Here is a 23,073-nt window from a genome sequence, read left to right on the forward strand (position 1 = left end):
CCACGTCGGTGTTCGGGTCGGCCACTCCCGGCCGGGGGGGGGCGCCGCCCGGACCGGCCGGGGTGGGCGTCCGGCGGGGGGGCCTGGGCGTAGGGTCCTACGACGCGGCCGCTCCGGTCCTCGTTCCAATCGGCCCCTGCTGGTTGTCGGCACTCTCGCGTAGGCTCGCTGTATAAATCACCGAACGACAGGGAGGGGGCCCACAGTGCTCATCGACACCTACGGCCGTGTCGCCACCGACCTGCGTGTCTCGCTCACCGACCGGTGCAATCTGCGGTGCACGTACTGCATGCCGGAAGAGGGGCTGCAGTGGCTGGCCAAGCCCGATCTGCTGACCGACGACGAGATCGTCCGGCTGGTGCGGATCGCCGTCACCGAGCTCGGGGTCACCGAGGTCCGGTTCACCGGCGGCGAGCCCCTGCTCAGGCCCGGCCTCGTCGGCATCGTCGAGCGGTGCGCGGCTCTGGAACCCCGTCCCAAGATGTCCCTGACCACCAACGGCATCGGACTCAAGCGGACGGCCGTCGCCCTGAAGGCGGCCGGCCTCGACCGGGTCAACGTCTCCCTCGACACGCTGCGGCCGGAGGTCTTCAAGACGCTGACCCGCCGCGACCGCCACCACGACGTGCTCGACGGAATGGCCGCCGCCCGCGACGCCGGGCTCACCCCGGTCAAGGTCAACGCGGTCCTGATGCCCGGGCTCAACGACGACGAGGCCCCCGACCTGCTGGCCTGGGCGGTGGAGAACGCCTACGAGCTGCGCTTCATCGAGCAGATGCCGCTGGACGCCCAGCACGGCTGGAAGCGCGACGGCATGATCACCGCCGGGGACATCCTGGAGTCGCTGCGCACCCGCTTCACCCTGACCCCCGAGGGAGCGGACGAGCGCGGCTCGGCCCCCGCCGAGCGCTGGGTCGTGAACGGCGGACCGCACACGGTCGGCGTCATCGCCTCGGTCACCCGCCCGTTCTGCCGGGCCTGCGACCGCACCCGGCTCACGGCCGACGGTCAGGTGCGGACGTGCCTGTTCGCCACCGAGGAGACCGACCTGAGGGCGGCCCTGCGCTCGGACGCGCCGGACGCCCACATCGCCGGGATCTGGAAGCAGGCCATGTGGGGCAAGAAGGCCGGATCCGGTCTGGACGACCCGAGCTTCCTGCAGCCCGAGCGTCCGATGTCAGCCATCGGCGGCTGAGTCCCCGGCCGACTCCCACTCGGCGAGCGGCACGACGTCCTTGAGGAAGCCCCGTACCCCGAGGAACTGGGAGAGGTGCTCGCGGTGCTCCTCGCAGGCGAGCCAGGTCTTGCGGCGCTCGGGCGTGTGCAGCTTGGGGTTGTTCCAGGCCAGTACCCACACGGCGTCGGCGCGGCAGCCCTTGGCGGAACAGATCGGGGTCTCGTCACTCACCTGATCATTGTCCAGCAATGGCGATGCCGAGCAGCCACGGGGGGAGCTGCCCGGCATCGGTCCGTCGCTCCGACGGGGGATGCGGAGCGCGTAGGAAGTATGTCACGGGGAATGGGCTACGGTGCACCGGAACTTCATGATTGATCTGAGCTTTTCTTGAGCTTTTCAGTTGCCGTGATGATCAACTCTGACCGTACGAACGTTCCGTACGCGCTTCCGGGGGAGCCTCGGCGGGGGGCAGTTCCTGCCGGGTCGCCGTCGGCACGAACGTCGACGGAAGGGCCGGCGGCTTCTCCCGTCCCGCGTTCGCGATGACCACGGCGACATAAGGGAGCAGCGCGCCGAGCACGAGAGCCACGACGGCCACATGGCGCTCGACGTTCCACAGGAGCACCGCGGCGATGACGGACAGGGTCCGGACCGCCATCGAGATCACATACCGCCGCTCCCGGCCGCGCACGTCGTCGGCCAGGCCCTGACGCGCTCCGGTGATCCGGAATACCTCTGTACCGCCATGCTTCCGCATCGCATTCCACCACCAGCGTCCACGCCGAACTCTCCCCGGTCCGGACCTGTCTCCACGGTACGCCCGACGTCCGAGGGAGAGGAGGCCGGGTCACGTATGGACTCGTCCGACATGCGGCGTATGGCGGATGGGTCGAGACTGGGCCCACATGCGCAGATCGCGCCGCATGAGGAGGCGACCATGAGTTGGCTGTGGGCAATCATCGTGGGCTTTGTGCTCGGCCTCATCGCCAAGGCGATCCTGCCGGGCAAGCAGCAGATCCCTCTGTGGCTGACGACCGTGTTCGGCATCATCGGCAGCGTCCTCGGCAACGCCGTCGCGGGCTGGATCGGGGTCGAGGACACCCGCGGCATCGACTGGACGCGTCACCTCCTCCAACTCGTCTTCGCGGTCGCGGTGGTCGGCCTCGGCGACATGCTGTGGGTCGCGGTCAAGGGCAGCAGACAGAGGGCGTGACCGCCCCGCGCGCCTGACCGCCCGCCCGTGACCGCCCCGAGTGGCCGCACCGCGGGGACGCCACGGCGATCGACTCCCGGACACGACGGAGGCCGGTACGCGCACCACGCGCGTACCGGCCTCCGGCCTGTCATGATCCGGGGCGTCAGCCCTCGGCGCCGACCTCGATCGCCGCCAGGTTCTTCTTGCCCCGGCGCAGCACCAGCCAGCGGCCGTGCAGCAGCTCCTCCGCCGACACCTCGGCGTCCTCGGCGGTGACCTTCACGTTGTTCACGTAGGCCCCGCCCTCCTTCACCGTGCGGCGGGCTCCGGACTTGCTCGGCGCCAGCCCGACCTCGACGAACAGGTCCACGACCTGCCCGAGCTCCGCCACGCGCGCGTGGGGCAGCTCGGAGAGCGCGGCGGCCAGCGTCGCCTCGTCCAGCTCGGTCAGGTCACCCTGCCCGAACAGCGCCTTCGAGGCGTTGATGACGGCCGCGCACTGCTCGGCGCCGTGCACCAGCGTCGTCAGCTCCTCGGCGAGCGCCCGCTGGGCGGCCCGTGCCTGCGGCCGCTCGGCGGTCTGCCGCTCCAGCTCCTCCAGCTCCTCGCGGGACCGGAAGGACAGGATGCGCATGTACGTCGAGATGTCCCGGTCGTCCACGTTCAGCCAGAACTGGTAGAACGCGTACGGCGTCGTCATCTCCGGGTCGAGCCACACGGCGCCGCCCTCGGTCTTGCCGAACTTGGTGCCGTCCGCCTTGACCATCAGCGGGGTCGCCAGCGCGTGCGCCTCGGCGCCCGGCTCCAGGCGGTGGATCAGGTCGAGGCCCGCCACCAGGTTGCCCCACTGGTCGGAGCCGCCCTGCTGCAGCGTGCAGCCGTAGCGCCGGTACAGCTCCAGGAAGTCCATGCCCTGGAGCAGCTGGTAGCTGAACTCGGTGTAGCTGATGCCCTGCTCGGACTCCAGGCGCCGGGCGACGGAGTCCTTGGTCAGCATCTTGTTGACCCGGAAGTGCTTGCCGATGTCCCGCAGGAACTCGATCGCGGACAGGCCCGCGGTCCAGTCCAGGTTGTTGACCATGACCGCAGCGTTCTCCCCCTCGAAGGAGAGGAACGGCTCGATCTGCGTCCGCAGCCGGTTCACCCAGTTCGCGACCGTCTCCGGGTCGTTCAGGGTGCGCTCGGCCGTCGGCCGCGGGTCTCCGATCTGGCCGGTGGCCCCACCGACCAGCGCCAGCGGCCGGTGACCGGCCTGCTGGAGCCGGCGGACGGTGAGCACCTGGACCAGGTGACCGACGTGGAGACTGGCGGCGGTCGGGTCGAATCCGCAATAGAACGTGACAGGGCCGTCCGCGAGGGCCTTGCGCAGGGCGTCCTCGTCGGTGGACTGGGCGAACAGCCCACGCCACTTCAGCTCGTCGACGATGTCCGTCACGGTGTCCGGTCTCCTTGATCGATGGTCGTCACGCCGTCCCTCAGTCTAGGCGGGTCACACGCCCTTGCTGACCGAGCTCATGTTGAAGTCCGGCACCCGCAGCGCGGGCATCGCGGCCCTGGTGAACCAGTCGCTCCACTCACGCGGCAGCGTCTTCTCGGTCCGCCCCGCCTCCGAGGCGCGCGACAGCAGGTCCACCGGCGACTCGTTGAACCGGAAGTTGTTCACCTCGCCGACCACCTCACCGTTCTCGACGAGGTAGACGCCGTCGCGGGTCAGGCCGGTCAGCAGCAGCGTCGCCGGGTCCACCTCGCGGATGTACCACAGGCAGGTCAGCAGCAGCCCGCGCTCCGTCGAGGCGACCATCTCCTCCAGCGAACGCTCCCCGCCGCCGTCCAGGAGCAGGTTCCCGGCACCGGGCGCCACGGGCAGGCGGGTGAGCGCGGCGGTGTGCCGGGTGGTGATCAGGTGCTCCAGCCTCCCCTCCCGCATCCAGTCGATCGGCGCCAGCGGCAGTCCGTTGTCGAAGACGGAGGAGTCGTCGCCCGAGGAGTGCGCGATCACGAACGGCGCGGACTCCAGACCCGGCTCGTTCGGGTCGCTGCGCAGGGTCAGCGGCAGCGGGGAGAGCGTCTCGCCGAGCCGCGTGCCACCGCCGGGCTTCGAGAAGACCGTACGGCCCTCCACCGCGTCCCGGGCCGCCGACGACCAGAGCTGGTAGATCAGCAGGTCGGCCACGGCGGTCGGCGGCAGCAGCGTCTCGTACCGCCCGGCCGGCAGATCGATCCGGCGCTCCGCCCAGCCGAGCCGCTGCGCGAGATCGGCGTCGAGGGCGGCCGGGTCGACGTCCTTGAAGTCCCGGGTGGAGCGCCCCGCCCAGGCGGAACGCGAGCGGTCCGGGGACTTGGCGTTGAGCTCCAGGGTGCCGTTGGGCTGGTCGTGCCGCAGCCGCAGCCCCGTCGACGTGCCGAGGTACGTCGAGGTCAGCTCGTGGTTGGCGAAGCCGTACAGCTCGCGCCCGCCGGCCCGGGCACGGGCGAAGGCCTCGCCGAGCGCCGGCGCGAAGTCCGCGAAGACGGCGGAGCCGGTCTCGGCCGGCGCGTCCGTGAAGTCGGGGGAGGCGTCGATGCCCTCGACCAGGGGCTGCGCGTCCTCGGCGGGCCCCGCGGCCCGTGCGGCCTCCTCGGCCGCCCGCACCAGCTGCTCCAGGTCGTCCACGGTCACGGCGGAACGCGAGACGACACCCGACGCGGTGCCCTGCGCGCCGTCCACGGTGGCGACGACCGTGAGCGTACGGCCGCGGGTGACACCATTGGTGGTCAGCGCGTTGCCCGCCCAGCGCAGATTGGCGGAGGACTCCTCGTCGGCGATGACGACACACCCGTCCGCGCGGGACAGCTCCAGCGCCCGCTCGACGATCTCGTACGGCTTGCTGACGCGGCTCATCGACCGGCCTCCTGCGTCGTGTTGAGGATGTTGACGCCCCGGAAGAGGGCGGACGGGCAGCCGTGGGAGACCGCCGCGACCTGGCCCGGCTGGGCCTTGCCGCAGTTGAAGGCGCCGCCGAGGACGTACGTCTGCGGGCCTCCGACCTTCTCCATCGAGCCCCAGAAGTCCGTCGTCGTCGCCTGGTACGCGACGTCCCGCAGCTGGCCCGCCAGCCTGCCGTTCTCGATGCGGAAGAAGCGCTGACCGGTGAACTGGAAGTTGTACCGCTGCATGTCGATCGACCACGAGCGGTCGCCGACCACGTAGATGCCGCGCTCGACGCCGCCGATCAGGTCCTCCGTGGACAGCCCGCCCGGATCCGGCTGCAGGGAGACGTTCGCCATCCGCTGCACCGGCACATGGCCCGGCGAGTCGGCGAACGCGCAGCCGTTCGACCGGCCCAGGCCCGTGAGCTTCGCGATCCGCCGGTCCAGCTGGTAGCCGACGAGCGTGCCGTCCTTCACCAGGTCCCACGACTGAGCCTCGACGCCCTCGTCGTCGTACCCGACGGTCGCGAGACCGTGCTCGGCGGTCCTGTCACCCGTCACGTTCATGATCGACGAGCCGTACGCCAGCTTGCCCAGCTGGTCGAAGGTGGCGAAGGAGGTTCCCGCGTACGCCGCCTCGTAGCCCAGCGCCCGGTCCAGTTCGGTGGCGTGGCCGATCGACTCGTGGATCGTCAGCCAGAGGTTCGACGGGTCGACGACCAGGTCGTACGCCCCCGCCTCCACGCTCGGCGCCCGCATCTTCTCGGCGAGCAGCTCCGGGATCTGCTCCAGCTCGGCGTCCCAGTCCCAGCCGGTGCCGGTCAGGTACTCCCAGCCGCGCCCGACCGGCGGAGCGATCGTCCGCATCGAGTCGAACTCGCCCGTCGTCTCGTCCACGGCGACCGCGGTGAGCTGAGGATGCAGCCGGACCCGCTGCTGGGTGGTGACGGTGCCCGCGGTGTCCGCGTAGAACTTGTTCTCCTGGACCGTCATCAGCGAGGCGTCCACGTGCGCGACGCCGTCCGCCCGCAGCAGCCGCTCGCTCCAGTCGGCGAGCAGCGCGCTCTTCTCGGCGCCGGGGATGTCGAAGGGGTTGATCTCGTACGAGGAGATCCAGGTCTTCTCCGCGTGGACCGGCTCCGCCGCCAGCTCCACGCGCTCGTCGGAGCCCGCCGCGGCGATCACCTTGGCGGAGAGCTTTGCCATGGCGACGGCCTGCGAGGCGACGCGCGCGGCCCCGTCCATGGTCAGGTCCACCCCGGAGGCGAATCCCCAGGCTCCGCCGTGCACCACGCGCACCGCGTACCCGAGGTCCGTGGTGTCCGAGGAGCCCGAGGGTTTGGCGTCCCGCAAGCGCCACGAGGCGCTGCGCACCCGCTCCAGACGGAAGTCGGCGTGGTCGGAGCCGAGGGCACGCGCGCGTGCGAGCGCGGCGTCCGCCAGCGCCCGCAACGGCAGCGCGGTGAAGGCTGCGTCGAGGGAATGGATGCCAGATGGCACAGCTGTCTCCTGTCGTGTGAGACCGGTCGCCCCGATCATGTCGCGCTTTCGGCCGCCACGCCCAGAGCTTTATGTAGGGACCCGACAGTGACATCCGTACGCCACTGTCAGGGGTCGATTCCTCGCGGAAGGGACCGGACCGATAGGTTTTCGGTAACCAGACCGCTATCGAAAGGGTGATCCGTTGAGCCGCTCGGTTCTCGTCACTGGAGGCAACCGGGGCATCGGCCTCGCCATCGCCCGCGCGTTCGCCGAGGCCGGCGACAAGGTCGCGATCACGTACCGCTCCGGAGAGCCGCCGGCCGGCTTCCTCGCCGTCAAGTGCGACATCACCGACGCCGAGCAGGTGGAGCAGGCGTACAAGGAGATCGAGGAGAAGCACGGTCCCGTGGAGGTGCTGGTGGCCAACGCCGGCGTCACCAAGGACCAGCTCCTCATGCGCATGTCCGAGGAGGACTTCACGTCCGTCCTCGACACCAACCTCACCGGCACCTTCCGGGTCGTGAAGCGCGCCAACCGCGGCATGCTGCGCGCCAAGAAGGGCCGCGTCGTCCTGATCTCCTCGGTCGTCGGACTGCTCGGCTCGGCGGGTCAGGCGAACTACGCCGCCTCGAAGGCCGGCCTGGTCGGTTTCGCGCGGTCCCTCGCCCGGGAGCTCGGCTCGCGCAACATCACCTTCAACGTCGTCGCGCCCGGTTTCGTCGACACCGACATGACCGCCGTCCTCACGGACGACCAGCGCGCCGGCATCGTGTCCCAGGTGCCGCTGGGCCGCTACGCGCAGCCGGAGGAGATCGCCGCCGCGGTGAGGTTCCTCGCCTCCGACGACGCCTCGTACATCACTGGAGCCGTCATCCCGGTTGACGGCGGATTGGGCATGGGTCACTGATCACATGAGCGGAATTCTCGAGGGCAAGCGCATCCTGATCACGGGTGTGCTGATGGAGTCCTCCATCGCCTTCCACACCGCCAAGCTGGCCCAGGAGCAGGGCGCGGAGATCATCCTCACCGCCTGGCCCCGGCCGACGCTGACCGAGCGCATCGCCAAGAAGCTGCCCCACCCCGACAAGGTGAAGGTGCTGGAGCTCGACGTCTCCAACGACGAGCACCTCGCCCGTCTGGAGAGCCAGGTCCGTGAGCACCTGGGCGACCGGCTCGACGGCGTCGTGCACTCCATCGGCTTCGCGCCGCAGGACGCGCTCGGCGGCAACTTCCTCAACACGCCCTTCGAGTCCGTGGCCACCGCCATGCACGTCTCGGCCTTCTCGCTGAAGTCCCTGACGATGGCGCTGCTGCCGCTGATGAGCGAGGGCGGCTCGGTCGTCGGCCTCACCTTCGACGCGCAGTTCGCCTGGCCGCAGTACGACTGGATGGGCCCGGCCAAGGCGGCGCTGGAGGCCACCAACCGCTACATGGCGCGTGACCTGGGCAAGCACGACATCCGCTGCAACCTGATCTCGGCGGGCCCGATCGGTTCGATGGCCGCGAAGTCCATCCCCGGCTTCAGCGAGCTGGCCGCGGTCTGGGACAGCCGTTCCCCGCTGGCCTGGGACCTGGCCGACCCGGAGCCGGCGGGCAAGGGCGTCGTCGCCCTGCTCTCCGACTGGTTCCCGAAGACGACCGGCGAGATCGTGCACGTCGACGGCGGTCTGCACGCCATCGGCGCCTGACGGCTCGTACGAAGGCCGGGTCTCCCTCCGCGGAGGGAGACCCGGCCTTCGTCGTTCCCGCGCCCGCACCTCCGAGTCGAAAAGTCGGGCGAATCCCCTCACACTGGATCGGAGCGTGACACTCCGGCTACTCGTGGGGAGGAGGTAGGGACATGCGCGCGCCGCACCGCAGGGCCGCGGCTCTCGCCTCGGCCGCCGTACTCCTCGCCGGACTCGCCGTCGCGGCCGAGGTGCGCGCGGCGCCCGGCCCCGCCGAGGACGCCCCGCCGGCCGTCGCGCAGGAGCCCGAGGACTTCGGGGCCTCCTGCCGCACGGTCGTCGAGGGCTCCCGTGTCACCGCCTACTGCCACAACCCGTACCCGGACACCGATCGCGTCCGTCTGCACGTCGAGTGCGACCGGTGGTGGGACGTGGACACCGACAGCGCCCCCGTCGACGTGGACGCGACCGCCTACGTCCAGCTGAGCGGGCGCTGCTGGAAGGAGGTCCGTACCGCCTGGCTCACGCACCAGCGGGTGGAGCCGGCGCCGAGGACCCCAGGTCCCTGAGGCACATGAAGGGATACCCGGCCGCCTCCGCCGCGGCCGTGTCCGCGTCGCCCGCCCGGATCGCCTCCACCAGGCGCGCGTGGTCCATGTGGTGCTCCGGCCGCAGCTCCGCCCCCACGTCGTCGCGCAGCCACTGGCGCAGGACGTCACCGAGGTCGGCGTAGAGCCCGGTCAGCACGTCGTTGTGCGAGGCGACCACCACGGCGTGGTGGAACGCTCCGTCGGCCGTCACGAACCGCTCGGCGTCACCCGACCGCCATGCCTCCTCGCGGCCGCTCAGCAGCGCCTCCAGCTGCTTCAGGTCCCGCTCTGTGCGCCGCTGGGCCGCGAGCCGCGCCGCCGACGACTCCAGCGTGGAGCGCAACTCCGCGACGTGCCGCGGATCGGATCCGGCGAACCGCCGGTGCATGACCCCCGCCAGCTCGCTCGTCGCGACGACATAGGTGCCCGAACCCTGCCGGATGTCGAGCAGTCCGTTGTGCGCGAGCGCCCGGACCGCCTCGCGCACGGTGTTGCGGGCCACGCCCAGCTGCTCGACCAGCTCCGGTTCGGTCGGGATCCGCGACCCGACCGGCCACTCGCCGGAGGTGATCTGGTTCCGCAGCTCGGTGATCACCTGATCGGAGAGCCCGGAACGCCGGGGGGAGCCGAGCGCCATGGTGCACCTTCCATTTCGTTCCGGATTGGACAATCAATCATCCCATGATTCTATGATGGCGCTCATGCATGACGAGCCGCAGACCCTCCAGACCGCCGCACCGCCGGCCCGGACCTCCAAGCCGACCGCCACCGTGGGGGATTCTCCCGCACCCGACCGGCCCGCCCTCTGGGTCGCCCGGATCGTCCTCGTCGGACTCGTCCTCGCAGCGCTCAACCTCCGCCCCGCCATCACCAGCCTCGGCGCCCTCCTCGAAGAGGTGCGCGACGGACTCCACATGAGCGGCAGCGTGGCCGGCGTCCTCACCTCCGTGCCCCCGCTCTGCTTCGCGGTCTTCGGCGTCATGGCGCCCCGCCTCGCCCGCCGCTTCGGGCCCGCCGCCGTCGTCTGCGCCGGCATGGCCGCGATCTTCGCCGGCCTCGCGGTCCGCCCCTTCGCCTCCGGCACCGTCGGCTTCCTCGCCGCCAGCGCCCTCGCCCTCATGGGCATCGCCGTCAGCAACGTGCTCATGCCCGTCATCGTCAAGCGGTACTTCCCCGACCGCGTCGGCAGCGTGACCGGCCTGTACTCGATGGCCCTCGCCCTCGGCACCTCCCTGGCCGCCGCCGCCACCGTGCCCATGACCGAGGCCCTGGGCGGCAGTTGGCGCGTCGGCCTCGGCGTCTGGGGGATCCTCGCCGCCCTCGCGGTCCTGCCCTGGGTGCCGCTGCTGCGCGACCGCGCCACGGCGCCGACGGCGGCCCGGGCCCCCTCGGCCGCCCCGCTCCGGATCACCCGCAGCCGCACCGCCTGGGTCCTCGGCGCCTACTTCGGCCTCCAGGCCACCGGCGCCTACATCACGATGGGCTGGATGCCGCAGATCTTCCGCGACGCCGGCGTCCCGGCGGGCACGGCCGGCGTACTGCTCGCCGTCACCATGGTGATGGGCGTCCCGCTGGCGTTCGTCATCCCGCGCCTCGCCACCCGGCTCAGGACCCAGGGCCCGATCGTCATCGCCCTGGGCCTGTGCGGCCTGGTCGGCTACACCGGCCTCCTCCTCGCCCCCGCCGGCGGGGCCTGGGTCTGGGCGGTGCTCCTCGGCGTCTCCAACTGCTCGTTCCCGCTCGCCCTCACCATGATCGGCATGCGCTCGCGCAGCAGTGCCGGAGTCGTCCGGCTCTCCGCCTTCGCGCAGAGCGTCGGCTACCTCATCTCCATCCCCGGACCGCTCCTGGTGGGCGTCCTCTACCAGCACAGCGGCGGCTGGGGGCTGCCCATCGCGCTGATGGCGGGGCTGATGATCCCGCAGATGGTCGTCGGCACCCTCGCCGGAAGGGACCGGACCGTCGAGGACGAATGCTGAGATGCGAGACTGTCCCCATGCCAGTTCTCGACCCGAACCCCCCGAACGGCCAGAAGAAGTTCCTGCTCGTGCTCGGCGCGATGCTAGGGATCTCGGTCGTCATCGGCGTCATCGCCACCATCGCCTCTCCCTGACCCGCCCCCATGGTGGGGTCAACCCCACCATCCCCTAGGGGGTGAGTCTCAGGGTGAAGTAGGTGGATCACCTGATGGGCCCGACGGCGCGCGCTCCGTAGCGTGGAGACGTCCGCGGCAGTCACCGCAGCGGACGTCCCGACCCACGGAGGCGGCCATGTCGGCCCGTACGCACACCCGGACCGCGGCGCCGTCCGCCGACACCCGGCTGCCCTGGTGGGCGCTCGCCCTCCCGGTGGCCGCGTTCGTGGCCCTCTTCCTGCTGATAGCGGGATCGGGCGGGGCCCACGCGGCCGACGGCGACCCGTCGGTCGGACATCTCCTGAAGCAGATCCAGCAGACGCTGCCCCACTGACCCAACACCCTGCGCCCGGTGGCTCGTTTCGTGCGAAGCTGGAGCCCATGAGCGTCGATACACCCCGCAGGATTGTGCTGCTCCGGCATGCCAAGGCCGACTGGCCCCAGGTGTCCGACCACGAGCGACCGCTCGCCGACCGCGGCCGCGCGGACGCCCCCGTGGCCGGGCGCAAACTCGCCGAGACCGGCATCCCCTTCGATCTGGCCCTCTGCTCGACCGCAGCCAGGACCCGCGAGACCTGGAAACTGGCCGTGCAGGAGCTGCCGCACCGCCCCAGGACCGTCTACGAGGAGCGGCTCTACGAGGCTTCGCCCGGCGAGCTGATCGCCCTGCTCAACGAGGTCTCCGACGAGGTGAGGAACCTCCTCGTCATCGGTCACAACCCCGGCATGCACGCGCTCTCCGACGCCCTCGCGGGCTCGGCGGAGGGCGACGCCCGGGCCCGGATGAACCGAGGCGGCTTCCCCACCTCCGCGTTCTCCGTCCTGGGCTTCGGCGGCTCCTGGAAGTCCGTGGAGCACGGGGTCGGCACCCTGCTCGACTACTGGGCCCCGCACAGCTGACCCGTCCGTACGGAGAAGGGCCCGGCCACCGTGGGTGGCCGGGCCCTTCTCCGCGAGCGGGGCGCGGGACGCGGACGTCAGTGGAGCAGCTCCTCGTCGCCGTCCGCCGCCTCGACCTCCTCGCGGGTGATTCCGAGCAGATAGAGGACCGTGTCGAGGAACGGCACGTTCACGGCCGTGTGGGCCGCCTGGCGTACCACGGGCTTGGCGTTGAAGGCCACCCCGAGGCCGGCCGTGTTCAGCATGTCCAGATCGTTGGCGCCGTCGCCGATCGCCACGGTCTGGGAGAGCGGCACGCCCGCCTCCGTCGCGAACCGGCGCAGCAGCCGCGCCTTGCCCGCCCGGTCCACGATCTCGCCGGTGACCCGGCCGGTCAGCCTGCCGTCCACGATCTCCAGGGTGTTGGCGGAGGCGAAGTCGAGTCCCAGCCTCTCCTTGAGATCGTCCGTGACCTGGGTGAACCCGCCGGAGACCACGCCGACCTGGTAGCCGAGCCGCTTGAGCGTACGGATGAGGGTGCGGGCTCCGGGGGTGAGCCGCACCTCGGCACGGACCTTGTCCACCACCGAGGCGTCCAGCCCGGCCAGCAGCTCCACGCGCGCGTGGAGGGACTGCTCGAAGTCCAGTTCGCCGCGCATCGCCGCGGCCGTGACCTCGGCGACCTTGTCCTCGCAGCCCGCGTGCGCCGCGAAGAGCTCGATCACCTCGTCCTGGATCAGCGTGGAGTCGACGTCCATGACGACGAGCCGCTGCGCGCGGCGGTGCAGTCCCGCCGAGACGACGGCCACGTCCACGCCGATCTCGTGCGCCTGGGTGGCCAGCGCGGTCCGCAGCGGCTCGGTCTCGCAGCCCGAGACGGCGAACTCGACCGCCGTCACCGGGTACTTCGCGAGGCGGAAGATACGGTCGATGTTGCCGCCGTTCTCCGCGATCCTGGCCGTTATGGCGGCGGTCTGCTCCGCGGTCAGCGGGTGCCCGAGGACGGTGACGTGGGAACGGCCACTGCCGCGCGGACGGTTGTCGCCGATGCCGGAGATGATCTCCGCCTGGAGCTTCAGCGACTCGGCCCAGCTGTGGATCGTCGCACGCAGCTCGCCCTGGGAGGCGACGGTCGGCTCGGTGACGAGCGCGCACAGGACGAGGCGGCCGCGGGACACGACCTGCTCGATGTCCACGACGTCGACGGAGTAGGCGGCGAGGGTGTCGAAGAGCCCGGCGGTGATCCCGGGACGGTCCTTCCCGAAGATCTTGACGAGAAGGGTGGGAACGTCTGAGGTCTGCGATGCGCTCATGGTGGTTCCACCGTATCGGGCACGGGGTGCCACCAGTCCCCCCGTCCCGCGTACCGGACACCCGGCTGGTCGCACCCTTGCCACGGTAGCCCTCCGACGGGCTACGGGCGCGGCCACGTCACCCGGTGCCCCGGGGCCGGGGCCCGAGCCGCGAGCCGGGCCGCGAGCGGTGCCGCGGGCCGGGCCGAGCCGCGAGCCGAGCCGGGCCAGGTCGGCCCGGGTCGGCCGGGCGGGACCGGTGCCGCCCACCACCCCCGTACGCGCGCGAGCGGTGCCCCAGGCGGCCCGCGCCCGGCCCGCGCCCTGTACGCGGGACGGCCCCCGGGACGACACCTCGCGGGACGGGCCCCTCGGGGAGACCTCCTAGGGGGCCTCTGAGGGAGAGACCTCTGAGGGAGAGACCTCCGACGGAGAGACCTCCGATGGCGTGAAGTCGACGGCGTCCTCCGTCGCCTCCCCTCCCGTCCGAGCGCCCCGGAGCCCGCCCCCCACCGCTGTCCAGCTCCCCGCGGGGACCGAGGCCAGGATCACATTGGTCGCGCCCGCCCGACCGCCATCGCCGTCCGCATCCATCAGAACCCCCCGGTTCATGGAGAGTTGTCCCATTGACGCATGATCCGCACAAATTCATGGGTGCTTGCCACTCTCCGGGGTGGTTTCTCCAGGCGTCAACGGCCCGTGAGGGGGCGCTCGGCGGTGGCCGAAGCGGGCCTGTGCGGGGTCTTCACACCGCCCGACTTTCGGAGTACGGGCAGGGCCTGAAATAGTTCCCCCCGATGTTCACCATCCCTAGACTCCCAGCGACGGGGGTACATCGGGGGACAAGTAGTGGGGCATGGAGTGCCAGAACTCGTACTGGAATTGAACGGAAGGACCTGGACTCTCGATCCGTCCAGGTCGTACACCCTGGGGCGTGATCCGCAGGGCGACCTGGTGATCGACGACGCCAGGGTCTCGTGGCGACACGCCACCATCAGCTGGAGCGGCCGGAGTTGGGTCATCGAGGACCACGGCTCGACCAACGGCACCTTCGTGCAGGGGCAGCGGATCCACCAGTTGGAGATCGGCCCCGGCGCCGCCGTGCACCTCGGCAACGCGACCGACGGCCCGCGGCTGAGCCTCGCCGGCGGCGCCCCGGCCCAGCAGCAGGCAGCGGCCCAGGCGCCGCATGCCGCGCAGGCGGCGCACGGCGCCCCGCACGCCCAGCAGGCCGCGGCGCAGGCCGACTGGGCCACCCACCAGGCTCCGCCGCCGCAGCAGAACTGGCAGCAGCAGGGCCAGGGGCAGCAGTTCCCGCAGCAACAGGGCGGCCCCGTGGAGCAGTTGGCGCAGAAGGTGCCCGGCCAGGGAGGCGGAGCCGCGGGGGCGCCGCCGGTCTACGGGGATCGCAGCCCCACGACGTTCCATCAGTTGGCCCTCGGCCACGTGATGCGGATCGGTCGTGCGCTCGAGAACGAGCTCGTCGTCTCCGACCTCCAGGTCTCGCGTCACCACGCCGAGTTCCACGCCACGCCGGACGGCCGCTTCGAGATCCGTGACCTCGGATCCCACAACGGCACGTACGTCAACGGTCAGCCGATCGCCAAGGGCGGCTCCGTCCTCATCGGCCCCAACGACATCGTCGGTGTCGGTCACTCGACCTTCCGGATGGTCGGCGGCCAGCTCGAGGAGTTCGTCGACACCGGTGAGGTCTCCTTCTCGGCCCGCCACCTGACGGTCACCGTCGACGGCGGCAAGCAGATCCTCAAGGACGTCTCCTTCGGCGTCCCCGAGAAGTCGCTGATCGGCGTCATCGGCCCGTCCGGCTCCGGCAAGTCCACCCTGCTCAAGGCGCTCACCGGATACCGCCCGGCCAACGAGGGCGATGTCCTCTACGACAACCGGAGCCTCTACAAGCAGTTCGCCGAGCTGCGCCAGCGCATCGGTCTGGTCCCGCAGGACGACATCCTGCACAAGGAGCTGACCGTCCAGAAGGCGCTCCGCTACGCGGCCAAGCTCCGCTTCCCCGGCGACACCGCCGAGGCGGAGCGCGAGGCCCGCATCGACGAGGTGCTGCGCGAGCTCAAGCTCGACATCCACAAGGAGAAGAAGGTCACCTCCCTCTCCGGTGGCCAGCGCAAGCGTGTCTCCGTGGCCCTGGAGCTCCTGACCAAGCCTTCGCTGATCTTCCTGGACGAGCCGACCTCCGGCCTCGACCCGGGCATGGACCGCGACGTCATGCAGCTGCTCCGCGGCCTCGCCGACGACGGCCGCACCGTCCTCGTCGTCACCCACTCGGTGGCCGAGCTGGGTCTGTGCGACAAGCTCCTCGTGATGGCGCCCGGCGGTTCCGTGGCCTACTTCGGTCCGCCGGAGGAAGCGCTGAACTTCTTCGGCTACAGCACCTGGGCCGACGTCTTCTCCGCCTTCGAGAACTACCGCGACTACGACTGGGCGGGCCGCTGGAAGGGCTCGCAGCACTACCAGATGTACGCCGCGGACATCGACGCCGTCGCCGCACAGCCGGTCCAGATGCCGCAGCAGGCGATGGCCAGGCAGCCCAAGCCCCAGGGCTGGGGCTCGCAGCTGTGGACCCTGATCCGCCGCTACTCCTCGGTCATCGCCTCGGACAAGGGCTTCATCGGCCTGATGGTGATCCTGCCGGCCGTCCTCGGCCTGGTCTCGGTCGTCATCCCGGCCGACTTCGGCCTCGCGGCGCCGAAGCCGCCGTCCCGCTTCAACGGCGACGCCGGCACGATCATGCTGATCCTCGCGGTCGGCATGTGCTTCTCGGGCGCCGCCAACTCCGTACGAGAACTGATCAAGGAGCGGGTCATCTACGAACGGGAGCGGGCCACCGGCCTGTCCCGCTCGGCGTACCTGATGTCCAAGGTCATCGTCCTCGGCCTGATCACCGCCCTCCAGGGCGTGATCATCTGCGGTATCGGCTTCGCCACCCGTGAGCTGCCGGCCGAGGGCCTGGTGCTGCCGCCGGCCGTCGAGCTCTGCGTCACGATCATCGCGCTCGGCTTCACCTCGATGATGTTCGGCCTGGTCATCTCCTCGCTGGTGAAGACCGCCGAGAAGACCATGCCGCTGCTCGTCATGTTCGCGATCGTCCAGGTCGTGTTCACCGGCATCCTCTTCCAGGTGTACGGATCTCCCGGCCTGGAGCAGTTCGCCTGGCTGATGCCCTCGCGCTGGGCCATCGCCGCCGCCGGCTCGACCCTGGACCTGGCGCACCTCATGCCGCCGTGGGACCACAAGGACCCGACCAACCTGGACCCGCTGTGGGACCACACCGTCGGCCAGTGGGGCTTCAACCTCACGATCCTGCTGCTCATCGGCATCGCCTGCGGCTTCGCGGTGGCGCGTCTGCTGCGCCGCCACGAGCCCGAGGTCATGCGCAAGTAGCGCCGGACCACGACAGCGCCGAAGGGCGGCACCCCGCACGGGGTGCCGCCCTTCGGCGTAGCGGCTTCGAGCGCCTTGCGGCTGCTCTCAGTAGGCGCTGTTGACGTTGTCGATCGAGCCGTAGCGGTCGGCGGCGTAGTTGGCCGCGGCGACGATGTTGGCGACCGGGTCGTACTGGTCGAACTTGGTGCCCGGGACGTGGTAGGCCTTGAAGGTCGGGTAGATGACCTGGAGGAGGCCCTTCGACGGGACGCCGTTGATGGCGTTGATGTCCCAGTTGTTGATGGCCCGCGGGTTACCGCTGGACTCACGCATGATGTTCTTGTGCAGGCCGTGGTACGAGCCCGGAATGTTGTGCTTGTCCATGATGAACAGCGCCTCGCGGATCCAGCCGTCGAGGTTGTTCGCGAAGACGGGGGTGCGCGCGGCGGCACGGCTCGCGGCGGCCTTCGCCGCGGCACGCTTCTTCGCCTCGGCCTCGGCCTTCGCCTTCGCGGCGGCCTTCGCCTTGGCGTCGGCCTTGGCCTTCGCGTCGGCCTTGGCCTTCGCCGCGGCGGCGGCGGCCTTGGCCTCGGCCTCCTGCTTGGCCTTCAGACCGATGCTCGTGGTCTGGTCGGCGAGGCTGGACTGCAGGGCCTTGGCCTGCGCGCTGTCACCGTTGTAGGCCAGGGCGACCTGCTGCGTGTTCGACAGCGCCTGCGGCTCGACCTCGGTGGCGGCGTTGGCCGGCACGAGGGAGAAGCCGAGGGCTGCGGCGCCGAGAACGGCGACACCGGCGATGGAGGCCTTGTGGGTCTTGTTCAGACGACGGGTGTTCGCAGACATGCAGGACTACCTCTTCGAATAGCAGGGGGTCGCTCAGGCCGGGGCGGCGCTTCGCCCTCTCGGCGGCGACGGCTGCAATTCTTAGCGGCAGCAAAATCCTGTGGCAAAGGTGTGACGTACGATCCCGGGTAGTGGATCAGGGGCCGGTGCACGGCTCACGGAAACCCGCTCGGGACCCTGCTGGACAGTGGTTATCTGTCCCTTTTGGGTCCACTAGGGCGGTTCGTAAGTGACCTGGGTCCTATGCGCGGGCTCACATCGGCCATGTAACGAACTCACCCCATGTTGCTTCGCACTTGCGCATGGTGAGGGTTATCCGGCGGAAGGATGAGGTGGACGTCGCCGAACTCGTGCCACAGGTAGTGCTCCTGGACCGCCTCGGCGTAGGCGCGGCACAACGCGGGCCGGCCCGCGATCGCCTCCAGCATCAGCAGATGCGAGGCCGCGGGCTCGTGCAGCCCGGTCAGCAGCCCGTCCACGACCCGCACCCCGCGCTCCGGCGTCACCACCAGATCCGTCCACCCCGCCGCGGGCCGTACGAGTCCGCTCCCGTCCGCCGCCGACTCCAGGGCCCGCACGGCCGTCGTCCCCACCGCGACCACCCGCCCACCCGCCGCTCCTCCCCGCCCCCGCGCGTATCCGCCCCGCGAGCGCCCCGAGCCGCCCGCCCGTGCCGCGTTCACGAGCCCGGCCGTCGACGCCGGGACCTCGAAGCGCTCCGGGTAGGGCGGCTCGTGGGCCTCCGCCGACGCCACCCCCGTATGCAGGGCCAGCGGAGCGAACCGCACCCCCCGGCGGACCAGCTCCGCCACCAGAGCGGCCGTGAACGGCCGGCCCGCGCTCGGCATCTCCGCCGACCCGGAGCCGTCGGGGGAGGGGAGCGCGAAGACCGTCTGATACGCGGCCAGCGGCTGGTCCCGCTCCGTGTACCCGTACCGGATCGGCCGCCCGTAGCGCGCGAGCAGCGCCGGCACGGAGCCGTCCGTCCGCGCCCACCACAGCCGGGCCGCCCCCGTCACCAGCGGCTCCTCCAGCACGAGCCGCACCCCACCGGGCAGCCGGACCACCGCTCCCGCGGGCCCTCCCGCCCGCGGCCGGGTGCTACCCCGCCCGTCGGGCTCCCGCACCTCCACCGCCCACCGGGAGTCGTCACCGCGCGTCGAGAAGTGCACGACCACCGTCTCCCCGCCCAGCCGCCCGGTCACCGCCGCGGCGAGCGTCGTACTCGTGTTGACGACGAGCACGTCCCCGGCCCGCAGCAGCGCCGGCAGCTCCCGGAACCCGTGGTGCGACACCCGTGTCCCGCGCGAGACCATCAGCCGCACGTCCTCCCGTCCCCGCCCGGGCCCACGCTGCTCGGCCGGAACCCGCGCCGACAGCTCCTCGGGCACCCGCACGGCACCCGACACGCTCATCGGACCGCCTCCCCGGCCAGATCCGCCGCCGCGTACCGGCCGCTCGCCGGCACGCGGTCGAGCAGCGCGAGGAACCCCGGGACCACCGACCCCGGCTCCGGCCGCGGGTCCTCGTCCTCCGGGACGGCCGCCGCGTACAGATCCGTGTTCATGTCCCCCGGATCCACCGCCCACACCCGGAGCCCCGGCTCCTCCACGGCCAGCACCGCCGCCAGCTGGTCCAGCGCCGCCTTCGACGCCCCGTAGCCGCCCCACGTCTCGTACGCCTCCGCCGCCGCGTCCGAGCTCACCGCGACCACCGCCCCCATCGCGCTCTCCCTGAGCAAGGGCAGGGCCTCCTGCACGAGCCCCAGGGCGGCCACGACGTTGGTCTCCAGCGCCGCCCGCAGACCGTCCAGCGGGAGGGCGTCCAGCCGCACCAGAGGCTCGGCCCCCAGCGCACTCGCGTTGCTCACCAGCAGATCGAGCCCGCCGAACGCCCGCGCGGCGGCCACCAGCTCCCGGCGGTGCGCCGCGTCCGTGACATCCCCGGGCAGCGCCACCACCCGCGCCCCCCGCGCGCGTGCCGCCTCCGCGCTCTCCTGGAGGACCTTCGCCGTCCGGGCGTCGAGCACCAGATCCCAGCCCCGACCGGCCAGCGCCCCGGCCAGCGCCCGGCCGAGCCCCTTCGACGCACCCGTGATGATCGCTACTGGCATGACATCCATCCCCTTCTCCTGCCGATGGATCCAGCCTCCGACCGCGCCCCCCGCCGCCGCCTCGTCCGTGGGCCCCGACCCCACAAGGCACTTCGACCTAGGCCCACGGTCCCGACCGGGGGCCGTCCCCAGGCGGATACGCAGGGTCACCGCGCACCGGTACGGTGAATTCATGAGTCATCGACCCAGCTCCGGCCTGGCCGCCGTGAGCACCGCACTCCTGGCGATGAGCCGCCATCTGGAGGTGCGGGACGTCCTCAAGACGATCGTGGCCTCCGCCCGCGAGCTCCTCGACGCCGAGTACGCGGCCCTGGGCGTCCCGGACGACCACGGAGGCTTCGCCCAGTTCGTCGTCGACGGCGTCAGCGACGAGCAGTGGCGGGCCATCGGACCGCTGCCCCGCCAGCACGGCATCCTCGCGGCCATGCTCCACAAGGCCGAGCCCGAACGGCTCGCGGACGTGCGCAAGGACCCGCGGTTCGAGGGCTGGCCCGCCGCCCACCCCGAGATGTCCGACTTCCTCGGCGTGCCCGTCCAGGACGGCGAGGAGACCATTGGAGCCCTCTTCCTCGCCAACAAGCGCTGCCCCAAGCCGGACGGCGGCTGCGGCTTCACCGAGCAGGACGAGGAACTGCTGTCGATCCTCGCCCAGCACGCCGCCATCGCCCTGACCAACGCCCGGCTCTACGAGCGCAGCCGCGAGCTCACCATCGCCGAGGAGCGCTCGCGCCTCGCCCACGAGCTGCACGACGCCGTCAGCCAGAAGCTCTTCTCGCTCCGGCTCACCGCCCAGGCCGCCGCCGCCCTCGTCGACCGCGACCCGGCCCGTGCCAAGGGAGAGCTCCAGCAGGTCGCCGCGCTCGCCGCGGAGGCCGCGGACGAGCTGCGCGCCGCCGTCGTCGAACTGCGTCCCGCGGCACTCGACGAGGACGGGCTCGTCCACACCCTGCGCACCCAGATCCAGGTCCTGGACCGGGCGCACAGCGCCCGTGTCACCTTCCACGGCTCGGGGATGCGCGCCCTGCCCGCGGCGCAGGAGGAGGCCCTGCTCCGGGTCGCCCAGGAGGCCCTGCACAACGCCCTGCGCCACGCGGAGCCGGAGCTCGTCGCCGTCTCCCTGGTCCGCGCCGGCCAGGGCGCGCTGCTCACGGTCGCCGACGACGGCAAGGGCTTCGACCCCCGCGCGGTCCGCAGGGCGGGCCGCCACCTCGGCCTCGTCTCCATGCGGGACCGGGCCGGCGGGGTCGGCGGCAGGCTCACCGTGACCTCGGAGCCCGGCCGAGGCACCACGATCGAGATGGAGGTCCCCGGTGGGTGACAGCAAGAGGGACAGCGCGGAGCGCTTCGGCAGGGCGGTGGTGGGAGACGGGCGGGCCATCCGCGTTCTGCTGGTCGACGACCACCAGGTGGTCCGGCGCGGTCTGAGGACCTTTCTGGAGGTCCAGGACGACATAGAGGTCGTGGGCGAGGCCGCCGACGGCGCCGAGGGCGTCGCCCGTGCCGAGGAGCTGCGGCCGGACGTCGTCCTCATGGACGTCAAGATGCCCGGCATGGACGGCATCGAGGCGCTGCGGAAGCTGCGCGAGCTGGCCAACCCCGCCAGGGTGCTGATCGTCACCAGCTTCACCGAGCAGCGCACGGTCGTTCCCGCGCTGCGGGCGGGCGCCTCGGGGTACGTCTACAAGGACGTGGACCCGGAGGCGCTCGCCGGCGCCATCCGCTCCGTCCACGCGGGACACGTGCTCCTCCAGCCCGAGGTGGCCGGGGCACTCCTCTCCCAGGAGGACGGCCAGGGCGGCACCGGCCGCGGCTCCACCCTCACCGAGCGCGAGCGCGAGGTCCTCGGCCTGATCGCGGACGGCCGGTCCAACCGTGAGATCGCCCGGGCGCTCGTCCTCTCGGAGAAGACGGTCAAGACGCACGTGTCGAACATCCTCATGAAGCTCGATCTCGCGGACCGGACGCAGGCGGCGCTGTGGGCGGTGCGGCACGGCATGACCTCGTGAGACGCATGAGGCGGAAGGGGCACCTCCGTTCCCTTCTTCATACCGTCGGGTGTATGTCCCCCGTTCGGCGCAACCCGGCGGGCGCGCGGGCGTTCTCCATGGCGTGCTGCGGCGGCCGGCCGCGGCGACTACCAGGAGGATCCTGAAGTGAAGAACCTGAAGAAGGCCGCTGCCCTCACCATGATCGCCGGTGGCATCGTCGCCGCGGGTGCGGGCGTCGCCTCCGCCCACGGTGGCGCGGACGCGCACGGCGAGGCCCTCAACTCGCCGGGCGTCGCGTCCGGCAACCTGGTGCAGGTCCCGGTCCACGTCCCGGTGAACGTCTCCGGCAACACGGTCAACGTGATCGGCCTGCTCAACCCGGCCTTCGGGAACGGCGCCGTCAACCACTGACGCCCCGCGACCAGCCCGGCCCCCGGACGATCCCCCGGGGGCCGGGCTTCTCTCATGCCGCGACGCCCACCCGGACCCCACAGGGCCCGCACGCCCGGGACACCCCACCCGGGGCTCCGGCCCACCCAGAGGCCCCGCACCCGCAGATCCGGGCCCCGGGAGGCCCCGCACCCTCGGATCCCCCGGCCCCCGGAGGCCCCGCCCCTAGAGCTCCCGCTCCCGCTCCTCGACGTACGCGTTGTAGGCCGCCACCTGCGCCCGCCGGGCCACCCGCTCCACCGGCCGCAGCGCCGCACCCCGGGCAGCCATCTCCGAGGCGCTGACCGCACCGCCATGGCCGTGGTCGTACGCCAGGTCGATCAGCAGCGCCACCCGCTGGGCCAGCTCCAGCACCCGCACCGCACGTGGCGGATAGCCCGGGGCCAGGACCTCACGCCCCACCTCGGCCCGCGCCCGGTACGCGTCACGGGCCGCGTCCGCCACCGGACCCGAGCCCGCGACGTCCAGCTTCGTCAGCACCGCCGTCGCCTCGCGCATCGCCTCCGCGAGCTCCCGCTCCGCCTCGCCGAGCGACGGTACGTCCGCGGGCGGCGCCTCCCGCACGGGCAGACACCGCCAGACCACCTCCACATGCACGTCACCGGGCGGACCGGCCTCCGTGACCTCCGGCACGAGACCGTACGGAGCGCCGAAACCGACCACCGCCTCCTCCGCCTCCAGCGCCCGCGCGTTGAAGTCCGGCGGCCCGCTCAGCCCCAGCGGATGCCCCGGCGCGGGCAGGGCCACCCTCCACCCGGACACCCCGAGCCGCCGCAGCCGGCCGAGCGCCAGGGTCAGCCCGACCGGCCCCGCCTCGCCCGGCAGCCCCTCCACGCGGTGCACCGCGTCGTTCCCGACAATGGCCAGCGCCGCGTCGTCCGGCGATACCGATCCGGCCAACAGGGCATTGCCCCAAGCGGCCAGGCGTCCTGAGCGTGGTTCCGAAAGCATGCCCCC

Annotated in this window: 24 protein-coding genes; 13 read left to right on the forward strand and 11 right to left on the reverse strand. The window is 71.7% G+C overall.

Features of this window, described 5'->3' with window-relative positions; translation table 11 throughout:
- Positions 1-205: 205 nt before the first annotated feature.
- A complete protein-coding gene (gene moaA / locus AB0D99_RS34055; protein WP_362371492.1) occupies positions 206-1,195 on the forward strand; it encodes a GTP 3',8-cyclase MoaA in 990 nt (329 codons plus the stop codon).
- Here the strand turns inward: moaA and AB0D99_RS34060 are convergent.
- On the reverse strand, positions 1,178-1,408 hold the full coding sequence (locus AB0D99_RS34060; RefSeq protein ID WP_362371495.1) for a hypothetical protein: 231 nt from the start codon (positions 1,406-1,408) through the stop codon (positions 1,178-1,180). The genes moaA and AB0D99_RS34060 overlap by 18 nt on opposite strands.
- Positions 1,409-1,589: 181 nt before the next feature.
- Positions 1,590-1,934, reverse strand: coding sequence for a DUF3099 domain-containing protein (locus AB0D99_RS34065; protein ID WP_362371498.1), 345 nt, complete (start codon positions 1,932-1,934; stop codon positions 1,590-1,592).
- A 180-nt stretch (positions 1,935-2,114) separates the two neighbouring features.
- Between AB0D99_RS34065 and AB0D99_RS34070 the strand changes: the two genes are divergently transcribed.
- Positions 2,115-2,390: a GlsB/YeaQ/YmgE family stress response membrane protein gene (locus AB0D99_RS34070; protein WP_362371501.1), complete on the forward strand. Its 276-nt coding sequence runs from the start codon at positions 2,115-2,117 to the stop codon at positions 2,388-2,390.
- Positions 2,391-2,535: 145 nt separating this feature from the next.
- Here the strand turns inward: AB0D99_RS34070 and tyrS are convergent, their stop codons facing one another.
- Genes tyrS through AB0D99_RS34085 form a run of 3 tightly spaced genes read right to left on the reverse strand, consistent with a single transcriptional unit; the run spans position 2,536 to position 6,770 of the window.
- Positions 2,536-3,807: a tyrosine--tRNA ligase gene (gene tyrS, locus AB0D99_RS34075; protein WP_362371504.1), complete on the reverse strand. Its 1,272-nt coding sequence runs from the start codon at positions 3,805-3,807 to the stop codon at positions 2,536-2,538.
- 54 nt (positions 3,808-3,861) lie between these two features.
- Positions 3,862-5,253, reverse strand: a complete 1,392-nt coding sequence (locus AB0D99_RS34080; RefSeq protein WP_362371507.1) for a metallopeptidase TldD-related protein — start codon at positions 5,251-5,253, stop codon at positions 3,862-3,864.
- Positions 5,250-6,770 carry a TldD/PmbA family protein gene (locus tag AB0D99_RS34085; RefSeq protein ID WP_362371578.1) on the reverse strand — a complete coding sequence of 507 codons (1,521 nt, stop codon included), beginning with the start codon at positions 6,768-6,770 and terminating at the stop codon, positions 5,250-5,252. The genes AB0D99_RS34080 and AB0D99_RS34085 overlap by 4 nt, the downstream gene beginning before the upstream one ends.
- A 196-nt stretch (positions 6,771-6,966) precedes the next feature.
- Here AB0D99_RS34085 and fabG point away from each other — a divergent pair, with 196 nt between their 5' ends.
- From fabG to AB0D99_RS34100, 3 genes are all read left to right on the forward strand, one after another.
- A complete protein-coding gene (gene fabG / locus AB0D99_RS34090; protein ID WP_362371510.1) occupies positions 6,967-7,671 on the forward strand; it encodes a 3-oxoacyl-[acyl-carrier-protein] reductase in 705 nt (234 codons plus the stop codon).
- Positions 7,672-7,675: 4 nt separating this feature from the next.
- Positions 7,676-8,452, forward strand: coding sequence for an enoyl-ACP reductase FabI (gene fabI, locus AB0D99_RS34095; RefSeq protein ID WP_362371513.1), 777 nt, complete (start codon positions 7,676-7,678; stop codon positions 8,450-8,452).
- A gap of 152 nt (positions 8,453-8,604) precedes the next feature.
- Positions 8,605-9,000, forward strand: coding sequence for a hypothetical protein (locus tag AB0D99_RS34100; protein WP_362371516.1), 396 nt, complete (start codon positions 8,605-8,607; stop codon positions 8,998-9,000).
- Here AB0D99_RS34100 and AB0D99_RS34105 read toward each other — a convergent pair.
- A complete protein-coding gene (locus tag AB0D99_RS34105) occupies positions 8,954-9,658 on the reverse strand; it encodes a FadR/GntR family transcriptional regulator (RefSeq protein WP_362371519.1) in 705 nt (234 codons plus the stop codon). The two genes, AB0D99_RS34100 and AB0D99_RS34105, sit on opposite strands and share 47 nt — an antisense overlap.
- 64 nt (positions 9,659-9,722) lie before the next feature.
- Between AB0D99_RS34105 and AB0D99_RS34110 the strand changes: the two genes are divergently transcribed.
- From AB0D99_RS34110 to AB0D99_RS34125, 4 genes are all read left to right on the forward strand, one after another.
- Positions 9,723-11,000, forward strand: coding sequence for an MFS transporter (locus AB0D99_RS34110; RefSeq protein ID WP_362371522.1), 1,278 nt, complete (start codon positions 9,723-9,725; stop codon positions 10,998-11,000).
- Positions 11,001-11,017: 17 nt separating this feature from the next.
- Positions 11,018-11,134, forward strand: coding sequence for an SGM_5486 family transporter-associated protein (locus AB0D99_RS34115; protein WP_362371525.1), 117 nt, complete (start codon positions 11,018-11,020; stop codon positions 11,132-11,134).
- A gap of 157 nt (positions 11,135-11,291) precedes the next feature.
- Complete coding sequence (locus AB0D99_RS34120) at positions 11,292-11,489, forward strand: hypothetical protein (protein ID WP_362371528.1); 198 nt, start codon at positions 11,292-11,294, stop codon at positions 11,487-11,489.
- Positions 11,490-11,536: 47 nt separating this feature from the next.
- Positions 11,537-12,055: a histidine phosphatase family protein gene (locus AB0D99_RS34125; RefSeq protein WP_362371531.1), complete on the forward strand. Its 519-nt coding sequence runs from the start codon at positions 11,537-11,539 to the stop codon at positions 12,053-12,055.
- Between the two features lie 77 nt (positions 12,056-12,132).
- On the opposite strand, the gene serB is transcribed toward AB0D99_RS34125, so the two are convergent.
- Positions 12,133-13,347: a phosphoserine phosphatase SerB gene (serB, locus tag AB0D99_RS34130; RefSeq protein WP_362371534.1), complete on the reverse strand. Its 1,215-nt coding sequence runs from the start codon at positions 13,345-13,347 to the stop codon at positions 12,133-12,135.
- 828 nt (positions 13,348-14,175) lie between these two features.
- Between serB and AB0D99_RS34135 the strand changes: the two genes are divergently transcribed.
- Positions 14,176-16,740, forward strand: coding sequence for an FHA domain-containing protein (locus tag AB0D99_RS34135; protein ID WP_362371536.1), 2,565 nt, complete (start codon positions 14,176-14,178; stop codon positions 16,738-16,740).
- A gap of 87 nt (positions 16,741-16,827) precedes the next feature.
- Here the strand turns inward: AB0D99_RS34135 and AB0D99_RS34140 are convergent, their stop codons facing one another.
- The 3 genes from AB0D99_RS34140 to AB0D99_RS34150 form a co-directional block, all read right to left on the reverse strand.
- Positions 16,828-17,565 (reverse strand): transglycosylase SLT domain-containing protein, encoded by a 738-nt coding sequence (locus tag AB0D99_RS34140; protein WP_362371539.1) that lies wholly within the window; start codon positions 17,563-17,565, stop codon positions 16,828-16,830.
- 275 nt (positions 17,566-17,840) lie between these two features.
- Positions 17,841-18,980 carry an S-adenosylmethionine:tRNA ribosyltransferase-isomerase gene (locus AB0D99_RS34145; RefSeq protein WP_362371542.1) on the reverse strand — a complete coding sequence of 380 codons (1,140 nt, stop codon included), beginning with the start codon at positions 18,978-18,980 and terminating at the stop codon, positions 17,841-17,843.
- Positions 18,977-19,678: an SDR family oxidoreductase gene (locus AB0D99_RS34150; RefSeq protein WP_362371545.1), complete on the reverse strand. Its 702-nt coding sequence runs from the start codon at positions 19,676-19,678 to the stop codon at positions 18,977-18,979. Before AB0D99_RS34150 ends, AB0D99_RS34145 begins: the two co-directional genes overlap by 4 nt.
- A gap of 172 nt (positions 19,679-19,850) precedes the next feature.
- On the opposite strand from AB0D99_RS34150, the gene AB0D99_RS34155 reads away from it, so the two are divergent.
- The 3 genes from AB0D99_RS34155 to AB0D99_RS34165 all read left to right on the forward strand — a co-directional run bounded on the left by AB0D99_RS34155 (position 19,851) and on the right by AB0D99_RS34165 (position 22,077).
- The gene (locus tag AB0D99_RS34155; protein ID WP_362371548.1) at positions 19,851-20,996 is read left to right on the forward strand and encodes a GAF domain-containing sensor histidine kinase; all 1,146 of its coding nucleotides are present in this window, start codon (positions 19,851-19,853) and stop codon (positions 20,994-20,996) included.
- Positions 20,997-21,036: 40 nt separating this feature from the next.
- Positions 21,037-21,684, forward strand: a complete 648-nt coding sequence (locus tag AB0D99_RS34160; protein ID WP_362371581.1) for a response regulator transcription factor — start codon at positions 21,037-21,039, stop codon at positions 21,682-21,684.
- 147 nt (positions 21,685-21,831) lie between these two features.
- Positions 21,832-22,077: a chaplin gene (locus AB0D99_RS34165; RefSeq protein WP_362371551.1), complete on the forward strand. Its 246-nt coding sequence runs from the start codon at positions 21,832-21,834 to the stop codon at positions 22,075-22,077.
- A 204-nt stretch (positions 22,078-22,281) separates the two neighbouring features.
- Here the strand turns inward: AB0D99_RS34165 and AB0D99_RS34170 are convergent, their stop codons facing one another.
- Entirely contained in the window at positions 22,282-23,067 is a 786-nt protein-coding gene (locus tag AB0D99_RS34170) for a hypothetical protein (protein WP_362371553.1), read from the reverse strand.
- Positions 23,068-23,073: the final 6 nt, after the last annotated feature.

This window comes from Streptomyces sp. NPDC047971, from assembly GCF_040653355.1.
GTDB lineage: Bacteria > Actinomycetota > Actinomycetes > Streptomycetales > Streptomycetaceae > Streptomyces.